Annotated in this window: 14 protein-coding genes; 6 read left to right on the forward strand and 8 right to left on the reverse strand. The window is 67.3% G+C overall.

Annotation, left to right across the window (positions count from 1 at the left end; translation table 11 throughout):
- Positions 1 to 83: 83 nt before the first annotated feature.
- Positions 84 to 6,572, reverse strand: coding sequence for a hypothetical protein (locus ASE66_RS13060; RefSeq protein WP_057190070.1), 6,489 nt, complete (start codon positions 6,570 to 6,572; stop codon positions 84 to 86).
- Between the two features lie 262 nt (positions 6,573 to 6,834).
- Between ASE66_RS13060 and ASE66_RS13065 the strand changes: the two genes are divergently transcribed.
- Positions 6,835 to 7,170, forward strand: coding sequence for an Hpt domain-containing protein (locus ASE66_RS13065; protein WP_057190071.1), 336 nt, complete (start codon positions 6,835 to 6,837; stop codon positions 7,168 to 7,170).
- Positions 7,171 to 7,367: 197 nt separating this feature from the next.
- Positions 7,368 to 7,688: a 2Fe-2S iron-sulfur cluster-binding protein gene (locus ASE66_RS13070; RefSeq protein ID WP_057190361.1), complete on the forward strand. Its 321-nt coding sequence runs from the start codon at positions 7,368 to 7,370 to the stop codon at positions 7,686 to 7,688.
- A gap of 20 nt (positions 7,689 to 7,708) precedes the next feature.
- On the opposite strand, the gene ASE66_RS13075 is transcribed toward ASE66_RS13070, so the two are convergent.
- The gene (locus tag ASE66_RS13075; protein WP_057190072.1) at positions 7,709 to 8,944 is read right to left on the reverse strand and encodes an MFS transporter; all 1,236 of its coding nucleotides are present in this window, start codon (positions 8,942 to 8,944) and stop codon (positions 7,709 to 7,711) included.
- Positions 8,945 to 9,230: 286 nt separating this feature from the next.
- On the opposite strand from ASE66_RS13075, the gene ASE66_RS13080 reads away from it, so the two are divergent.
- The 3 genes from ASE66_RS13080 (at position 9,231) to ASE66_RS13090 (ending at position 10,522) form a co-directional block, all read left to right on the forward strand.
- Complete coding sequence (locus ASE66_RS13080; protein ID WP_057190073.1) at positions 9,231 to 9,653, forward strand: universal stress protein; 423 nt, start codon at positions 9,231 to 9,233, stop codon at positions 9,651 to 9,653.
- A gap of 98 nt (positions 9,654 to 9,751) precedes the next feature.
- On the forward strand, positions 9,752 to 10,012 hold the full coding sequence (locus ASE66_RS13085) for a GlsB/YeaQ/YmgE family stress response membrane protein (protein WP_057190364.1): 261 nt from the start codon (positions 9,752 to 9,754) through the stop codon (positions 10,010 to 10,012).
- Positions 10,013 to 10,057: 45 nt separating this feature from the next.
- The gene (locus ASE66_RS13090) at positions 10,058 to 10,522 is read left to right on the forward strand and encodes a YidB family protein (protein WP_057190074.1); all 465 of its coding nucleotides are present in this window, start codon (positions 10,058 to 10,060) and stop codon (positions 10,520 to 10,522) included.
- A 25-nt stretch (positions 10,523 to 10,547) separates the two neighbouring features.
- On the opposite strand, the gene ASE66_RS13095 is transcribed toward ASE66_RS13090, so the two are convergent.
- From ASE66_RS13095 to ASE66_RS13105, 3 genes are all read right to left on the reverse strand, one after another.
- Positions 10,548 to 11,150 (reverse strand): hypothetical protein, encoded by a 603-nt coding sequence (locus ASE66_RS13095; RefSeq protein ID WP_057190075.1) that lies wholly within the window; start codon positions 11,148 to 11,150, stop codon positions 10,548 to 10,550.
- Positions 11,151 to 11,315: 165 nt separating this feature from the next.
- Positions 11,316 to 12,491, reverse strand: a complete 1,176-nt coding sequence (locus tag ASE66_RS13100) for a vWA domain-containing protein (RefSeq protein WP_057190076.1) — start codon at positions 12,489 to 12,491, stop codon at positions 11,316 to 11,318.
- A gap of 168 nt (positions 12,492 to 12,659) precedes the next feature.
- Positions 12,660 to 13,016 (reverse strand): HU family DNA-binding protein, encoded by a 357-nt coding sequence (locus ASE66_RS13105; RefSeq protein ID WP_274532954.1) that lies wholly within the window; start codon positions 13,014 to 13,016, stop codon positions 12,660 to 12,662.
- A 194-nt stretch (positions 13,017 to 13,210) separates the two neighbouring features.
- Here ASE66_RS13105 and ASE66_RS13110 point away from each other — a divergent pair, with 194 nt between their 5' ends.
- Positions 13,211 to 14,452: a flavin-dependent oxidoreductase gene (locus tag ASE66_RS13110; protein ID WP_057190078.1), complete on the forward strand. Its 1,242-nt coding sequence runs from the start codon at positions 13,211 to 13,213 to the stop codon at positions 14,450 to 14,452.
- A 33-nt stretch (positions 14,453 to 14,485) separates the two neighbouring features.
- On the opposite strand, the gene ASE66_RS13115 is transcribed toward ASE66_RS13110, so the two are convergent.
- The 3 genes from ASE66_RS13115 to ASE66_RS13125 form a co-directional block, all read right to left on the reverse strand.
- A complete protein-coding gene (locus ASE66_RS13115; RefSeq protein ID WP_057190079.1) occupies positions 14,486 to 15,514 on the reverse strand; it encodes a helix-turn-helix domain-containing protein in 1,029 nt (342 codons plus the stop codon).
- 93 nt (positions 15,515 to 15,607) lie between these two features.
- Positions 15,608 to 16,594, reverse strand: a complete 987-nt coding sequence (locus tag ASE66_RS13120; RefSeq protein ID WP_413814267.1) for a glycerophosphodiester phosphodiesterase family protein — start codon at positions 16,592 to 16,594, stop codon at positions 15,608 to 15,610.
- 55 nt (positions 16,595 to 16,649) lie between these two features.
- Positions 16,650 to 17,027, reverse strand: a complete 378-nt coding sequence (locus ASE66_RS13125; protein ID WP_057190081.1) for a PilZ domain-containing protein — start codon at positions 17,025 to 17,027, stop codon at positions 16,650 to 16,652.
- Positions 17,028 to 17,120 lie beyond the last annotated feature (93 nt).

Genomic DNA, 17,120 nt, shown 5'->3' on the forward strand with positions numbered 1-17,120 from the left:
TCGAAGGCGATCACTCGCAACCCATTCCAAAAGAAAAAGGCCGCCTTTCGGGCGGCCTTTTCGTATCGGGCTTGTGGTCGGTTCTACTCGAACCGCCCGCTGGCATGGGCCAGCATGGTGTAGACCTTGCCGGTCTCCGAGGTCAGGTAGGTCTTGGCCACCATCGAGTCGCGGTCATCCTTGGCCGCTTCGCCGAGCAGGCGCTCGAACTCCTCGATATAGCGGTCGACCGTTTCCTTGAACTCGGTGTCGCGGCGGTATTTGCGCCGGATCTCGTCGAAGGTCTGCTGGCCCTGCAGCGTGTAGAGCCGGCGGGTGAAGACGTTGCGCTCGCCGCGCTTGTAGCGCTCCCAGAGCTCGACGGCCGCGTCATGGTCGATCATCCGGGCGATGTCGACCGAGAGCGAATCGAGCTTCTCGATGCTGTGCGCCGTCGGCTTGGCCGCTTCCGGCGCCCGGTCGTCGCGCGAGGCGCGGCTGAGCAGGTCGGAGAGCCAGCCCGACTTCGCCGGGGCAGGCTGCTCGGCGGCAGGCCGGCGCGCCGGCTCGGCGCGCGGAGGCTCGGCCCGCACCGGCTCGGGGGCAGGAGCGGGACGTGCCTGCGCCGGCTCCGGCGTCGGGTCGATCGAGGCGCGCAGCGGCTCGGTCAGCACCGGCGCGCTTTGCACGGCGACCGAGGAGGAGGCGCTGACCATTGGCGCTGGCTGCTGGTAGGTGCTTCCCCGCCGCTCGCCGTTCGGGCGCGCGACATCGGTGCTGCGGCCCGAGCGCGAGACGATCTCGGTCAGCTCGTTCAGCGCCTTGATCTGGTCGGCGACGACGCGGCGCATGGCGGCGGTCGATTCCTGTGTCTCGCGCGGCAGCTCGAGCACGCCCTTCTTGAGCTCGGTGCGGGTCGTCTCGAGCTCGCGATGGATCTCGGCCGACATCGAGCGCATGTCTTCGGCGGCGCTCTGGAAGCGCTCCGTGACCTTGCCAAGCTCGCCGGAGACCTCGTTCACCACCTCCTCATAGGCTGCCCGAAGCGCCTGCGCCGTCACCTCGCGCTCGCGGCCGCTGGCGGCGCGGATCGAGTCGAACTGCTGGGCGATGGCGCTGCTGGTCGATTCGGCGGCGTCGCTGAGCACGGTGCTGAGCTGGCGGGTGCGCGTCTCGGCATTGCTGAGCGATTCGTCGAGCAGCGACGAGAAGGAGCGGGTGATCTGCTCGATGTCGTCGGTGCGCGTGGCGATCAGCCCATGCAGGTGCTCCAGCGACTCCTTGCGATCGGCGAGCACGTTGCCGACGCGGGCCTCGACCTGCTCCAGCCGCTGCGCGACGGCGTTGAGCGTCGCGGCATTGGCCTGCGAGGTCTCCGTCATCGTCGAGCCCTGCGCGTCGATCCGCGAGATCAGCGCGGCGGTGTCGCGCAGCGTGCCTTCCGAATAGCCCTTCAGCGTCGCGATCTGACTCGCGACCTGCTCGGAGGTGCGGTTGGTCTCCTGGACGACCGTCGAGAGGACGTTCTGCAGCTCCTCGACACGGCCCGACAGGCTGCCTTCGACCGCCGCGAGGTTCTTGTTCGCACCGGTGACGATCTGCTGCATCAGCTTGTTGGCCTCGCCGAGGCGGCCCAGCATGCTGCCGAGCTCGCTACGCAGCTGCTCATTGGTCTTGAGCAGCGCCTCGACCGACTGGTTGGTGCCGCTCTCGATCGTCTCGCGCAGCGCACCCGAGGCGAGGTCGAGCGCCTGGCTGATCTCGGCACTGCGTTCGCGCAGCCCCTCGACCATGGCGCCGCCGCGGTTCTCGATGTTGTTGACCAGCGCTTCGCCGATGCTGGCGAACTGGTTGGCGAGGGTCGCGCCCTTGCGGCCGATCGCATCGACGACGCCATTGCCGCGCTCGTCGAACAGGACGCGGAGCTCCTCGGTACGCGTGGTCAGCGCCGAGCTCATCCCTTCGGATTGCTCCGTCAGGGTCCGGGCCAGATTGCGGCTGTGCTGGTCGAGCGTGTTCAGCATGTCGCCGCCGCGCTCGTCGAACAGGGCGCGCAGTTCCTCGGTGCGGCCGGAGAGTGCGGTGGCGATGCCGTCCGAGCGCTCCTGCAGGATCTGGGCGATCTGGCTGCCACGATGGCCGAGGGCGTTGAGGATGCCGCCGCCGCGCTCGTCGAACACGGCGCGCAGCTCATTCGAGCGATCGGAAAGCGCGGCCGCGATGCCGTCCGACTTCTCCTGCAGAGTCTGCGCGATCTCGTTGCCGTGCTGGTCGAGCAGGGTGACCAGGCCGATGCCCTTGTCCTCGAACAGGGCTCGCAACTCGTCGGTGCGGGCGCTGAGCGAGCCGGCGACCGACTCCGCGGTGCCCTGCAGCGTCTGGACGATCCGGTTGCCTCGCTCGTCGAGAAGCATGATCAGGCCGGCGCCCTTGTCCTCGAACAGGGCGCGCAACTCGTCGGTGCGGGCGCTGAGCGTGCCGGCGACCGACTCCGCGGTGCCCTGCAGGGTTTGCACGATCTGGTTGCCGCGCTGGTCGAGCAGGCCGATCAGACCCGTGTCCTTGTCCTCGAACAGGGTGCGAAGCTCGGCGGTGCGGGCGTCGAGCGAGCTGGCGATCGCTTCGGAGGTGCCCTGCAGGGTCTGCGCGATCTGGCTGCCGCGTGCGTCGAGCGTGCCGGAGACCGTGTCGAGCCGGTTGACGACGCGCTCTTCGAACCGCGCCACGCTCTGGTCGAGCGTGTCGGCGATCTGGAGGGCGCGCCCGCCCAGCGTCGCGTTGATGCTGTCGGCCTTTTCGGCGAGCGTCTGTGTCAGCGCCTCGCTCTTGCTGGTGACGATCTCGCCGATCTCGTCGGCCTTGGCGGTGAGGGCACGGGTGACCTCGCGCCCGCCCTCGGCCATGACGCGGGCGATATCGACCGTGCGCTCGACCAGTGCCTCGTTGAGCGCCGTGGCGCGCGCACCGAGATTGCCATCGATGCGGACAATGAGTCCGTCGAGCGAGGTCGCGATCTCGGCGCTCTTGGCGCTGGAACGCTCCTCGAAGGTCTTGATCTGCGTCTCCATGGCGGCAGCCGCTTCCTGCGTGCGCGCCATCATGGTCTCGGCGGCGTGCTGCGAGCGCTCGCCGATGCGCTCGGCCAGAGCCTGGCCTTCCTCGCCGAGCAGCTTCTCGACCTGGCCGAGGCGCAGCGTCACCGAATCGGTGAAGGAGCGCGCGTCGTTGCCGAGCTTGGTGGCGAGCGTGCCGCCGCGGGTGACGATGATTTCCTCGAAGGCGCCGAGGCGGGCGCCGATCGAGGTCTCGATCTCGCGGCCCTGGACGTCGAAGAGGCGGTTCAGCGCATCATGCTTGCTGGCGAGCGACTCGTTGAGCGCCTGCGAGCGGGAATCGACCGAGCGCAGCAGCGACTCGGCATTGGCGGCGAGCGCCTGGTTGACCCGGCCGCCCTGCTGGGTCAGCGCGACGACCACGTCCTTGCCGGTTGCGGCGAGCAGGCTGCTGGCGCGCTCGGCCTCGGTGGTGAAGGTGCCGCGCAATGCGTTCGCAGCTTCCGAGACGCGGTCGGCGATCTCGCGGCCATCGACATTGATGGCGTTGGACAGGGCCTTGGTCGCATCGTCCAGGCGCGTGGCCAGAGCCTGGCTCTGCTCGCCGATGAGGCCGTGGACCTCGCGACCGGTCGCGGTGAGGCCGGCGATCACTGCATCGCGCTGGGTGCCGAGCAGGGCGCCGACCTCGTCGCCGGCCTGGCCGAGGCGGGCGATGAAGCCGGTGTGCTGGTCGTCGATGACCGATTTCGCCGTCTCGCTGGCGGCCAGGATCTTGGCGGCGAGCGCCTCGCCGGTTTGGTCGAGCCGCTGATGCGCGGTCCCGCTTGCTTCCGCCAGCCGGTCGATCAGGGCATTGCCGCGCTCCGCCAGCAGGCCGTGGACCGAGCGGCCGACATCGGCGACGCGGGTGACCAGCGCCTGGCTCTGGCCGGAGAGCAGTTCCTGCATGTCCTGGCCGGTCGCGATGACGCGGCCGCTGAGTGCCTCGCCCTCGGTGATGAGGATGTTGCGCACGCTGGCGCCGGCATCGGTGAGCTGCGTCACCAGCGTCTCGCGCTGGCTGCCGATCGCCCCCTGGACCTCGCTGCCGACATGGGACAGGCGCGCCACCAGGCTGTCGCCGCGTTCGCCGATGGCGGTGTGGACCTCGGTGCCGACATCCGACAGGCGGGCGACCAGGCTGTCGCCGCGCTCGCCAATGGTGGCATGGACTTCGCGTGCGACCTCGGAGAGCCGGGCGATCAGCCCGTCGCCACGTTCGCCGATCGCCGATTCGACGTCACGGCCGGCATGGGCGACGCGGGCGACGATGCCCTCGGCGCGGTCGCCGAGCGTCCGGTGGATCTCTTCGGTGGTCTCGGACAGCTTGGTGACCAGACCGTCGCCGCGCTCGCCGATCACGCTCTCGATGCCGCGGCTGGCGTCGGCGATCCGGGCGACGATGCCGTCGGCGCGGCCGCCCAGGGTCTGCTCGATCTCAAGCGTGGTTTCGGACAGCCGGGCGACCAAGCCGTCGCCGCGTTCCCCGATCATGGCCTCGACGCTGCGGCCGGCATCGGACACGCGCGAGACGATGCTGTCGGCGCGCTCGCCGATCGCATGCTCGACACCTTGGCCGATCTCGGCCATGCGCAGCACCAGCCCGTCGCCGCGCTCGCTGATCGCCTCCTGCAGGCGCTGGCTGGTCTCGGACAGGCGGCCGACCAGATGGTCGCCCTGCTCGCCGATCGTGCTGCGCACCTCGTGGCCGAGGTCGGAGAGGCGGGTGACGAGGCTGCTCGCCTCTTCGGAGAACAGGCTGTGCACGGTCGCGCCGACGGCGGAGATCCGCGCGGTCAGCTCCTCGCCGCGCTCGCCGATCAGGCTATGCAGGCCGCGGCCGGCCTCGTCGAAGCGCACCACGATCGAGTCGGTCTTCTCGCGCAGCAGCTCGTCGACGGTCTGGACGGTGCCGGAGAGCTTCTCGACCAGCGTCTCGCCCTGGCTGGCGATCAGGCTGTGGACGGTGTTGCCGGCTTCCTGGATGCGGTTGACGACGAGCTCGTTCTGCTTGCCGAGCAGCATGTGCACGCCGCGGCCGACCTCGGCGAGGCGCGTGGTGACGCTCTCGCCTTCGCTGCTGATCGAGGTGCGCAGCGTCTCGCCGGTCTCGGTCAGGCGGTTGGCGAGGCTGGTGCTCTGCTCGTCGAACAGCTCCACCAGCGTGCGTCCGCTCTGCTCGAAGCGCTCGGCGACGGTGGCGCCGCGCTGCGAGATCTCCTGGGCGAGCGTGTCGCCGGTGGCGCGCAGCGTGTCGTTGACGGTCTCGGCGCGGCTCGCCAGTGATTCGACGACCTGCGCGCCGGTCTCGCTGATGGCGCGGGTGACGTCGCGGGCACCGGCGGTCAGGCCCTCGGTGAGCACGGCGCCGGTGCGCTCCAGCGAGCCCGCGATCTCCTGGGCACGGTTGTCGAGCACGGCCGTGACCGACTGGCTCGCATTCGTCATGCGCTCGCTGACGTCGTGCGAGGTCGATTGCAGACGCTCGACCAGATCGTTGCCGCGGCCGCTGATCTCGTCGACCATGCGCTCGCCGGCATTGCCGAGCGCCAGCGTGATCTGGTCGCCCTTGTCGGTCAGGCGCGAGGTGACGCGCTCGCCGGCCTCGGCCACCGCCTCGGAGATCGAGCGGCTGGCGGTCTCGAGGTCCTTGGTGATGCTCTCATGCGCGCCGCTGATCGCGAACTTCACGCGCTCGGCATTGCCGACGACGGATTCGCGCTGGTTCACCAGCTCGTCGATGAGGGAGCGCAAACGAATCTCGTTGTCGGCATAGGCGCGCTCGAGCGTCGCGATCTCGCCGCGCACGATGGTCTCGAGTTCGCCGGCGCGTGCGACCGCGCGTTCGATGCCGTCGCCCATGGCCGCGACCTCGCGGCGGATGGTCTGGCTGAGCGACAGCACGGAATCCGTCGCGACGACCTCCGGCTCGGCCAGGCGCAGCGCGACCTCGGTCATCGCGCGGGAGACCAGCCGCATCTCCTGGGTCCGGCGATAGAGAGCCGCCAGCACGAAGAAGAACACCACCGGCGCCCCGGAGCCCAGGGTGAACAAGGCCCATTGTCCCGGTCCCCAGGCGGCCATGCCGGCCGGCAGGCCCTCGGTGAACGACCCATAGCGGCTGACCAGAGTGAAGCCGACGCCGCCGAGCCAGGCGAGCGTGGCGAGAGCCGCGAGCCAATAGGGCCTGCCGGACGGGCGGACTGCGAAGGCCTGGACCAGCGAGGAGGAATCCCGGCGATCGTCATTGGCGACGCGGCTGGTATCGGGGGCGATCGTGGGGCGGGAAGGGGTGGCGGGCGCTTCGGCGGCGGCTGGCGCCACGGGCGCGCTCTCGACGCGAGGCAGATCGATGCGAAGTTCGTTCTCGGCCGTCGATGGCAACCTCGGCTCGGCGGAGGTCTGGCCCTCGGTCTTCGACGGATCGAGCCTCAGCGCCTCCTCGATCGCCGACATCGCCGCTTCGGTCGGATCCTGGAGCTTGGTCTGCCGGGTCATGAATGCCGCCTCGCTACGCTACTTGCGACGGGCGGTGATGTCCGCCGCAGATCGGGAACCGGCAGCCTCCAGCCGAATCCGTCAAGCGACACGACGCCCATCGTTTACTGTCTCGAAGGGTAGTTGAGGCAAGCAGTGATTGAAACCCGTTTGAGCATCTGATTCACAAACGTCGTTAACGCCTCATTCACCATAACGGCGCTTCATCATGGGTCAGAACGCTGCACGAGTTCCGCAGCTTAGAACCGAATCCGAGTTCCCCATGCCCCAGACTGCCATCGACCTCGTGCACCTTGCCCGCCAGACTGGTGGCGATGCCGAGCTGGAGCGCGAGCTGCTGACGCTGTTCGCGCAGCAATGTGCCCGCCACTTACGCGCCATCCATGGCGGCGACGCCAATGTCCGCCGCGATGCCGCCCACACCCTGAAAGGGGCCGCCCGCGCCATCGGCGCCTGGGAGGTGGCGGAAGCCGCCGACCGGATCGAGCAGCAGCTCGGCCAGGCCGGCGCCGCGGCGCGCGATGATGCGCTCGACGCCCTGACGCTCGCGGCGGCCGAAGCGCGCGCCGTGATCTCGCGGCTCGACTGCGCGGCCTGACGCCGCAGGAAAGCAGGGGCGGCACGGCCGAAATCGCCGTTTCGTCCGCTTTCGAAATCCTCTAGAGACGAACTGTCTGCGATCGAGGTTGTGGGCACTGTTCCCTTGCGAACCTGCCTGTGGCCCGCCAGGAAGCCCGGCCGGTTCCTCCCGATCGCGCCAGCCGCGCAGCCGTCGCCAGGCGGCCGGAGTTCACGATGCCGAAGATCACTTACATCGACGCCCAGGGCACCAGCCGCACGGTCGAGGGCGAGACGGGTTCGACCGTGATGGAGGTCGCGGTGCGCAACGGCGTGCCCGGCATCGAGGCCGAATGCGGCGGTGCCTGTGCCTGCGCCACCTGCCATGTCTATGTCGACGAGGCCTGGGCCGAGAAGGCCGGCCATGCCGAGCCGATGGAAGAGGATATGCTCGACTTCGCCTTCGACGTTCGTCCGACCTCGCGCCTGTCGTGCCAGATCAGGGTCCGTGACGAGCTCGACGGTCTCGTCGTGCGCACGCCGGCCCGCCAGGGCTGAATTCCCGATGGCTTGGTCATCTATTCCGCTGGCGCAGCAGCCCGAGCGACGAGCGTCGTCTCATGGTTTGGCGCCGGATGGCGCGGCACCAGGAACGACAGGCTGAGCGAAACCGTCGCCACCGCCGCCCCGATATAGAAGACGATCGCCGGATCGCGCAGCCAGATCAGGCCGAAGGTGATCGGCAGGAACACCGCGGCGATGTGGTTGATGGTGAAGGCGACCGCCGAGGTCGGCGCGATGTCGGCGGGGTCGGCGATCTTCTGGAAATAGGTGCGCTGCGCCAGGACGAGCGTGAAGAACACGCCGTCGACGACGAAGAGGCCGCCGGCGACGAGCGCGCCGGCCTTCCCGAACTGGCCATGGCTGGCCAGCGCATAACCGATGAAGACGGCGATCAGCGAGACGTTCTCGAGCTGGATTGTCGCCCGCTCGCCGACCTTGCCGACGAGATTGCCGAGCAGGGGCCCGGCGAACATGTTGATGCCGTAGGTCACCAGGAGCAGCGTCGCGGTCGCGGCGACGTCGTAGCCGAAGCGCTCGACCAGCAGGAAGCCGCCGAAGGCCATGAAGATCTGCCGGCGCGCGCCCGACATGAAGGTCAGGGCGTAATAGAGCCAGTAGCGCTTGCGCAGCACGAAACCCTTGTTCTGCGTGACCGTGCCCTGGAAGCGCGGGAAGAGCAGCATGGCAGCCGCCGTCAGCGCCATGGTGACGAGACCCGCGCCGAGGAAGACATGGGCATAGCTCGGCTGCCAGAGCTGCCAGATCAGCGCGATCGAGCCGAAGGCAATGAGTTGCGCCACCGCCGAGGCGCCGGCGATCTTGCCGAGCAGCCGCGGCGCTTCCGATTTCGGCAGCAGCTGCAATTGCAGCGATTGCTGCGCCGTCTCGTAATAATGGAAGCCGAGCGACATGATCATCGTCGTCAGCAGAAGGCCGCCGAGGCTGGGGAAATAGCCGGTCAGCGCCACGCCGAGTCCGAGCGTCAGCAAGCTGAGATAGGCCAGCACCTGCTCGCGCATGAACCAGAACAGGATGATGGCGGTGAAGGCCAGGAAGCCGGGGATCTCACGCACCGATTGCAGGATGCCGATGTCCTGCCCGGTGAAGCCGGCCGCTTCCTTGGCGAAATTGTTGAGCAGCGCGCTCCAGCTGGCGTAGCCGAGCCAGTTGAGGAAGGCGAGTACCATCAGGAAGGTGGCCGGCGAGGCGAGCAGGCTTTTGCGCGGGGCAGGGGAGGCAGCTTCGGTCATCGGTCCACCGGGCAAAGGCGCAGCGCAAAAGGCGGCGGCGGACTGTCGTGGTCTTGATGGCCGCCGTCAAATTCCGCCGCCTTCTGGCAGGCATGCCCGGCCTGATTGATCGATCGCAAGGACGGCTGCAGCTTCACCGGCGATGATCGCACCGTCGGAAGCCGGAATTCATCGCGACGACGCGACGCTCTTCCCTTGGGGCGATCGGCTCCGACATAGTGTGTAGGCGTCGGTTCCGATCGTTCGACCATGTCCGGCCGCGCGGACCACGCCGGAGGAGGCTGCGATGTACAAATCGATTCTGGTGCCGGTCGATCTCGCCGAGGCCGATCTGGCGATGCCTGCCATCACCGTGGCCGAAGGTTTCGCCGCTCAGTCGGATGGCTCGGTCAGGCTGGTCTATGTTCGCTCGCTGGTGCCGATCACCTATATGGAGTTCGTACCGGCTGACTTCGACGCGGGTCAACAGTCCGAGTCCGAGGCCAAGCTCGCCGAGATCGCCGCGAAGGTGAACCTGCCGGCCGAGCGCGTCTCGGCCAAGGTCCTTGTCGGCTCGGTCCATGGCGAGGTGCTGGCCGAGGCCGATGCCAGCGGCGCCGACCTGATCGTCATCGGCTCGCACGAGCCCGGCATTCTGGCCTATGTGATCGGCTCGAACGCCTCGACCATCGTGCGGCGGGCGAAGTGCTCGGTGCTGGTGGTCAGGTAACCCTGAGGCGGCAGCTCGCAAGTCAGTCGCTTCCGAAAATCGGGAACCTCCCGGCGTCGCGGCAGTTGAAGCTCTGCGCCGCAATTCGGGAGGACGTCGTGAGCATCCTTTGGACGATCATTATCGGATTCTTGGCGGGGGTCGTCGCCAAGTTCCTGATTCCGGGGCCAAATGAGCCCTCGGGATTTGTGCTGACGACGATCCTCGGAATCGTGGGAGCGTTCGTGGCGTCCTATCTCGGGCAAGCGCTCGGCTGGTACGCGCCCGGCGAGGGGGCCGGGATCATCGGGGCCATCGTCGGTGCAGTCATCGTCCTGATGGTGTGGGCGTTTCTTTCAAAGCGTGGAAGCGCCGCCTAGGGGCGCTCGATCAGGCCTAGCTTCCACCCAGCCAGGAGAGACTTCATGAGTGAAAACCGCCTGCCGTCCATGACGGCCCTCCTCGGGCTGCTGGCCATCGCCGGCTATCAGAACCGCGACAAGATCGCAGAGTGGCTCGGCCGCGCCAAGGAACCGGGAACCGCGACGTCCTCGTCACCCGACATGCCTCCCGAGGCGGGCGGTATCCTGGGTGGCGTGCTCGGAGCCGGCGGGATCGGCGGTCTGCTGAATGGCGGGCTGGGTGAGCTTCTCGACCGGTTCAAACAGGCCGGCCAAGCCGAAAAGGCCGATTCCTGGGTTCGTCAGGGGCCAAATCAGGACGTCGCACCCCAGGAACTTGAGACTGCCATTGGCCCCGACGTCATCGATGCCTTGGTCCGCCAGACGGGTCTCTCGAAAGAGGAGCTGCTCTCGCGCCTGTCGCGCCAACTTCCCGAAGCCGTCGACCGCTATACGCCGGAGGGTAGACTCGGCACTGCTGGCGCCTGAACCAGCAGCCTGGCCGCCGCCGCGATCAACTCTGCGGGCGGCCTGGGACGAGGTCGTCAGGGACCTCGCCGGTTGCGAGATCCCGCGGTCGGTTGAGCCTGATCATCGGCCAGACCTGCCAGAAGGAGGCGGCTGCGAGCAAGATTCCCAGCCCGGCGGCCGCGGTGGCGCCCTGCTGGAGGGCGCGCAGGCTGAAAAAGGTCAGCATCACCATCGCGCCGCCGCCGGCCAGCACCAGTGCCAGCCAGAGCAAATAGGGTTTCCCGGCGAGGAAGCGCGCTTGGGGGTTGGCGCGGGTGATCGCCGCCGAGAGCGCCGAGACGAAGGCATGATAGCGCGCATCGTCGCGATCGATGTCGGTCAGCGAGCGCCAGGACAGGTTGCCGAAGGTGATCGTCTTGCCGTCGCTCAGCCGGAGCTGGGTCCGGAAGCCCTTCGACGAGACGTTGCTGGGCGCATAGAGGAAGCGCACCTGCTCGACGGCGGAAAGCCTGACCTGATCGACCTTGCGGGTCGAATCGATCTCCAGCATGTCGCCCTTGAGCCGATAGGCGATCTCGAAGCCGATCGGCTTCGGGCGCTGGCGCCAGTAGGGCAGGGGGGTATCGTCGTCGACGGCGCTGTCCATGGGGGCGAGCCATAGGGCAAGCCAAGCCGGAAAGGAAATCCTCCGTCGTCATTCCGGCCACAGCGAAGCGGAGTGCCGGAAGCCATCGCAGAATGACGCGCTCCTCGATAGATTCCGGAGCTGCGCCGCTTCGCGGCTTGGCCCGAATGACGCGGTGAGGGGGGCTTACCGCGTCAGCGCCTTCATCGCGCCGTCGAGGCCGTCGAGCGTCAAGGGGAACATCCGCCCGCCCATCAGCCCGCCGATCTGACGGATCGACTGGGTGTAGCCCCAGAGATGCTGCTGGATCGGGTTGAGCCAGACCGATTTGGGGAAGCGTTCGGTCAGCCGCCGCATCCAGACCTCGCCGGCCTCCTCGTTCCAGTGCTCGACCGAGCCGCCCGGCATCGCGATCTCATAGGGGCTCATCGAGGCGTCGCCGACGAAGACGAGGCGATAATCGGCCGGATAGGTGCGCAGCACGTCGAAGGTCGGGATGACCTGGTCGTGTCGGCGCCGGTTTTCCTTCCAGACCCGCTCATAGGGGCAGTTGTGGAAGTAGAAATGCTCGAAATGCTTGAACTCGGCCCGCGCCGCCGAGAACAGCTCCTCGGCCAGCTCGATATGCCAGTCCATCGAGCCGCCGACGTCGAGGAAGAGCAGGACCTTGACGGCATTGTGCCGCTCGGGCCGGAGCTTGACGTCGAGATAGCCGTGCTTTGCGGTCTCGGTGATGGTTTGGTCGAGGTCGAGCTCCTCGGCCGCGCCCGTGCGGGCGAATTTGCGCAGGCGGCGCAGCGCGATTCGCAGGTTGCGCACGCCGAGTTCGCGCGTGTCGTCGAAATCCTTGAATTCGCGCTTGTCCCAGACCTTCACCGCCCGGAAATTGCGGTTCTTGTCCTGGCCGATGCGCACGCCTTCGGGATTGTAGCCATAGGCGCCATAGGGCGAGGTACCGGCGGTGCCGATCCATTTCGAGCCGCCCTGATGGCGGCCCTTCTGCTCGGCGAGGCGCTGTTTCAGCGTCTCGAGCAGCTTGTCCCAGCCCAGCGCATCGAGCTGGGCCTTCTCTTCGTCGGTGAGGAATTTCTCGGCGAGCTTGCGCAGCCACTCCTCGGGGATGCCGACCTGCTCGAAGGCTTCGCCCAGCGTCTCCATGCCCTTGAAGACTTCGGCGAAGACACGATCGAAACGGTCGAGATGGCGCTCGTCCTTCACCAGGCAGGTGCGGGCGAGATAGTAGAACTCGTCGACCCGGTACTCGGCGAGGTCGGCCTCGACGCCCTCCAGCAGCGCAAGATATTCGCGCAAGGTCACCGGGACCTTGGCGGCGCGCAGATCGGTGAAGAGGCGGAGGAACATCGCGCTACTGTGGCTAGCAGCGCCTCGGGGTCAAGCCGCAACGGTCTGGAGCCCGTTTCGGTTAGTGTGGGACGCGAGCTGAGCGGTCGAACGGCCCGCAAAAATTAAGAGCCGGATCCGATCAGATTGAATTCGATCTGATCGGATCCGGCTCCGGTCGGTCAAGGCTTAGGCGACGGCGTCGGCCAGGTCCTTGGTGACCTTGAACTTCACGACCGTCTTGGCCGGAACCTTGATCGTCGCGCCGGTCGACGGGTTGCGGGCCTCGCGGGCTTCGCGCTTGGAAGCGGCGAGCTTGCCGATGCCGCCGAGCGTGACGTCGCCGCCGGACTTCAGGGTCTTGGCGACAACGCCGGCGAGCGAGCCGAGGATCGCCGAGACATCGGTCTTGGTCTTGCCCGTCTCATCCGCAATCGCGGCGATCAGTTCGTTCTTGGTCATGCAAACCTCCTGGGACCAATGATGCTTAAATTGACGCCGCGCCGGGCCCCGAGGGTTCCGGCACGTCGCGGCGAATCGACGCAATCGCGCACGAGCCCGCCATTTGACACGCTTGCCGACGGAACACGACGGCAGCGACCGTACATACGCACAGCAATCGGCTTCGTTCCTGTCAAAAGCCGCGAAATTGGGGCGGTTTTCACCAGCTTTGTGGAGCGATTGACAAAATGCCCCAGATTATTTGAAGCTTGAAATAATTCAGGGGAGCGGAACACGGCATGAAGGCCATCATCATTGGCGGCGGCATCGGGGGGCTGTCACTGGCCCTGATGCTGCACGCCCGCGGCATCGCCGCGACCGTCTACGAGCAGGCGAGCGAGATCCGGGAGGTCGGCGTCGGCATCAATACGCTGCCGCATGCGATCCGCGAGCTGGCGGAACTGGGGCTCCTGCCGGCCCTCGATGCGGTGGCGATCCGCACGCGCGAGTTGATCTACATGAACCGCTTCGGCCAGACCGTCTGGCGCGAGCTGCGCGGACTGCACGCGGGTGCATCTGTCCCGCAGTTCTCGATCCATCGCGGCCGGCTCCAGGGCGTGATTCGGGACGCGGTGATCGAGCGGCTGGGCGCGGGCGCGATCCGCACTGGCCGCCGCCTGCAGGGCTTCCTGCAGGACGAGGGCGGCGTGACGGCGCATTTCGCCGACGCCAGGCTGGGTGAGGGTGGCGAGACGGCGCGCGCCGACATCCTGATCGGTGCCGACGGCATCCATTCGACAGTGCGTGCGCACTACTTTCCGAATCAGGGCGGTCCGCGCTGGAATGGCGTCCAGATGTGGCGCGGCGCCTGCGACTGGCCGGCCTTCCTTGACGGTGAGAGCATGATCATCGCCGGAGGCATGGCCGGCAAGCTGGTGCTTTACCCGATCGCCGACGGTAAAAAACAGGGCACGCGCCTGACCAACTGGGTCGTCAACATCCGCACCGGCGACCCGTCGAAGCCTCCGCCGAAGGAAGCCTGGTCGAAGGCCGGGCGGCTCGAGGACGTGCTGCCTTTCGCCCGGCGCTTCACTGTCCCTGGCGTCGATATCCTCGCTTTGATCCACGCGAGCGGCGCGTTCTGGGAATACCCGATGTGCGACCGCGATCCGCTGCCGCGCTGGACCCATGGCCGGGTGACGCTGCTCGGCGATGCCGCCCATCCGATGTACCCGGTCGGCTCGAACGGCGCCTCGCAGGCGATCCTCGATTCCCGTTGCCTCGCCGACCTTCTGGTCAAGGCCGAGCATCCGCGCCATGCGCTCGCCGCCTATGAGGCGCAGCGTCTGCCGGCGACGGCCGAGATCGTGGCGATGAACCGGGCCGGCGGGCCGGAGCGTGTCATCGATGCGGTGGAGGCGCTGGCGCCCAACGGCTTCGACGATGTCGAGCGCGTCCTGCCCTATGGCAAGCGCGAGCAGATCGTGAACGCCTATGCCGGCAAGGCCGGCTTCTCGGCGGCGCAACTGGCGAAGCGCTGAGGTTGCCTCGGCGCTGCCATGGGCGCGTCTCTCTCAAACCGGCCGCAGGCCCTGCAACAGGTCGCGCAAGGTCGGATTTTGCAGAGCGGCGGCGCGGGGGCCGAGCGCATGCGTAGTCAGCCCCATTCGGGCGGCATCCCGGTACTCGCGGGGCGTCGTGCCGTACTCCTTCTTGAAGGATCGGCTGAAGCTCGATGGATCGTAAAAGCCAAAGCGCATGGCAACCGACCAAATGGAGCGATCTCCACTCGCATCGGACAATTCGGCGCAGCAGCGCCTCAGACGCCGCCGCTGGATGAAGTGCCCAACGCCGCCTTCGCCTTCCAGAAGCCGGTAAAGCTGCGAGCGCGACATTCCAGCCAATTGGCAGATCAGGGCCGGGCCAAGTGAAGGGTCGTGAAGGTGGGCGTCAACGAGCCGCGTCACCTTTTGCATCCGAATGATGGTGAGCGGCGCTGAAGCGTGGGTATCGCCCTCGACTTCCACGGTGGGCATAATGCAAGCGCGAAGCAGACCTCGCAAGGCAACGCTGAGGTTCGGCATCTGGGCTCCGGTGAGAGCCGACGCATTCTGTGAGAGCAACACGATGAAGTCGGCCAGAAGCCCTCCCAAGGGGCCGCCGACGGGGTGACCTTCGGCCTTTTCCAGGATCAAGCCAAGTTCTGGAAAGGCATCTCGCGGAAGATAGAGCTGGAGGCGCTCATCTGCCTCGCGGGCGCTCACAACGGCGCGGCCGAGCGAGGTGACGAAAGGCACCCCGGCGGGTATGTCCATCGGCCGGCCGGTCCCGGCTTGCCCCACCGTCCTGACATTGCCGATCGTGACGACCCAATGATCGACGGGATTGCGCCTTATCAGCTCTGGCGTCCGGACCGCTCGGAGCTTGGGGGCTCGCACGCGGCTCAGCCCGAAGCCAATGAAGTCCCAGGTCTCGCTGCTTGCGGGGAAGCCCCGCTCCGGATCGGCGGCTTCTGCTTCGAAGACAGGGTCGAACCAGCCGCGCCAGGCGTCCAGTTGCTTCACCCGGTCGATGGCGGCGGTAGAAAATACGATCGGCTGCATCGGGCCCCTCCGTCGCCGGTACCCTCGGCCTTCCTCCGATCCTCACGTAACGTCAAGTTAATTCCGCCGGGGCCGGGCGCCTTCCCTGCCGTCTCAGCGCCGTTCGGCCTGCACCAGCGGCGCGATCCGGTCGATCCGGCTCGTCCAGATGCCGGGGATCGGCCGCTTGAGAGCGCTGAATTCCTCAGCCCGATCGATCCCGGCCGAGCCGTCGCCGCCAACCAGCGGGCCGGCGACGATAACCTCGCTGCCGGCATCACGCATGCGGTCCGTGAACCGCGCCGGCCAGCCCCAGATCCAGCTGGTGTAGTTGGACGGGATCAGCAGCAGCTGCCGCTCGCAGGCTTTCGGCGTCAGCCCCGCCCAGCCCAATGCGAGATGGTGGATCAGGCAGCGCTTCTCCGCTTCCTTCGACATGGTGCGCAAGGTCGGGATGCGTTCGCGCAGCACCGTGATCGGCCGGTCGCCACCATAGGCCATCAGTAGGGAAAGCTGCGCCGGCGGCAGCTTCCGCAGGCGCTCTGCGAGCGCCTCGCCCTCGCGCGGATCGTTGCTCTTGACGTTGATCAGCAGGCGCCGGTCGGGAAAGCGCGCCAGTACCTCGTCGAGCGACGGCATCAGGCCGGTGCCCTTGCCGCGGAAGGGATAGGTCTTGCCGCCATCGGCTGTATAGCCGAAGCCGATGTCGAGCGCCTTGAGCTCGGCCAGCGTCTTCTCGCGGGTGACGCCGGTGCCGTTCGTGCGGCAGTCCAGCGTCCAGTCATGGATCACGGCGAACTGGCTGTCCGTGGTCGGATGGACGTCGAATTCGACGATGTCCGCTCCCGCCGCGAAGGCCGCCTCCATCGAGGCGATCGTGTTCTCCAGATATGGGTGCTCCGGCGGATTGATCCGGCTTGCCGTGCAGGTCGTGTCGGTGACGCCGCTCGATGGGTAGGTCTGCGCCAGGCCGCGATGCGCCGCCAGGACCGGGCGGCCCGTTGCCGCCGGCGCCAGCAGCGAGGTGTTTTGCACGAAGGCGGTGACGCCCAAAGCCGCGGCGACTACGCCGGCAGCTACCCAGAATCGTTTCATCGCTATCCCCTCGAAGAGGACGCGATGTCTGCTTCGAAAGCCGGCAAAATTCGGCCGGAACTCAGGCGCCTTCCGTCAGCTGGGCGATGCGGGCCTTCAGCGTGGCGTTCTCCTGTTCGAGCTGGCGCAACCGCCGCACCAGATCGAGCGGGATCGGCGCATCGTCCCGGTTGGTGGCGGCGAAGGAGACGCCGATGCGCTCGCCATCGCGCCAGCGGCTGCGCACCATCCGGCTCTCGCGCTTCAGCGGCAAATGGAGCTCGAACAGCTCGGGCAGGGCGACGCTGCCCGGGAAGATCAGTAGCGCCCCGTCATCCGACTGGTTCCTGACCATGCAGTCCAGCGTCGACTGGCGCTGGTTGAAGATGGCCTTGGCGCCGATGAAGGTCCGAATTCGGGTGGAACGGCGGCGTTCGGAGGAGGGCGTTGCGGCGGGCATGGTTCCTGACCCTATTCTAGCTCAGGTTGAAACAATGCCCGCTAATGCCGGTGGTTGCAGCAGTAAGCTTTACTTAACCTTAATTGCCCGCTT

Origin of the sequence: Allobosea sp. Root483D1 (genome assembly GCF_001429505.1) — a bacterium.
Taxonomy (GTDB): Bacteria; Pseudomonadota; Alphaproteobacteria; order Rhizobiales; family Beijerinckiaceae; genus Allobosea.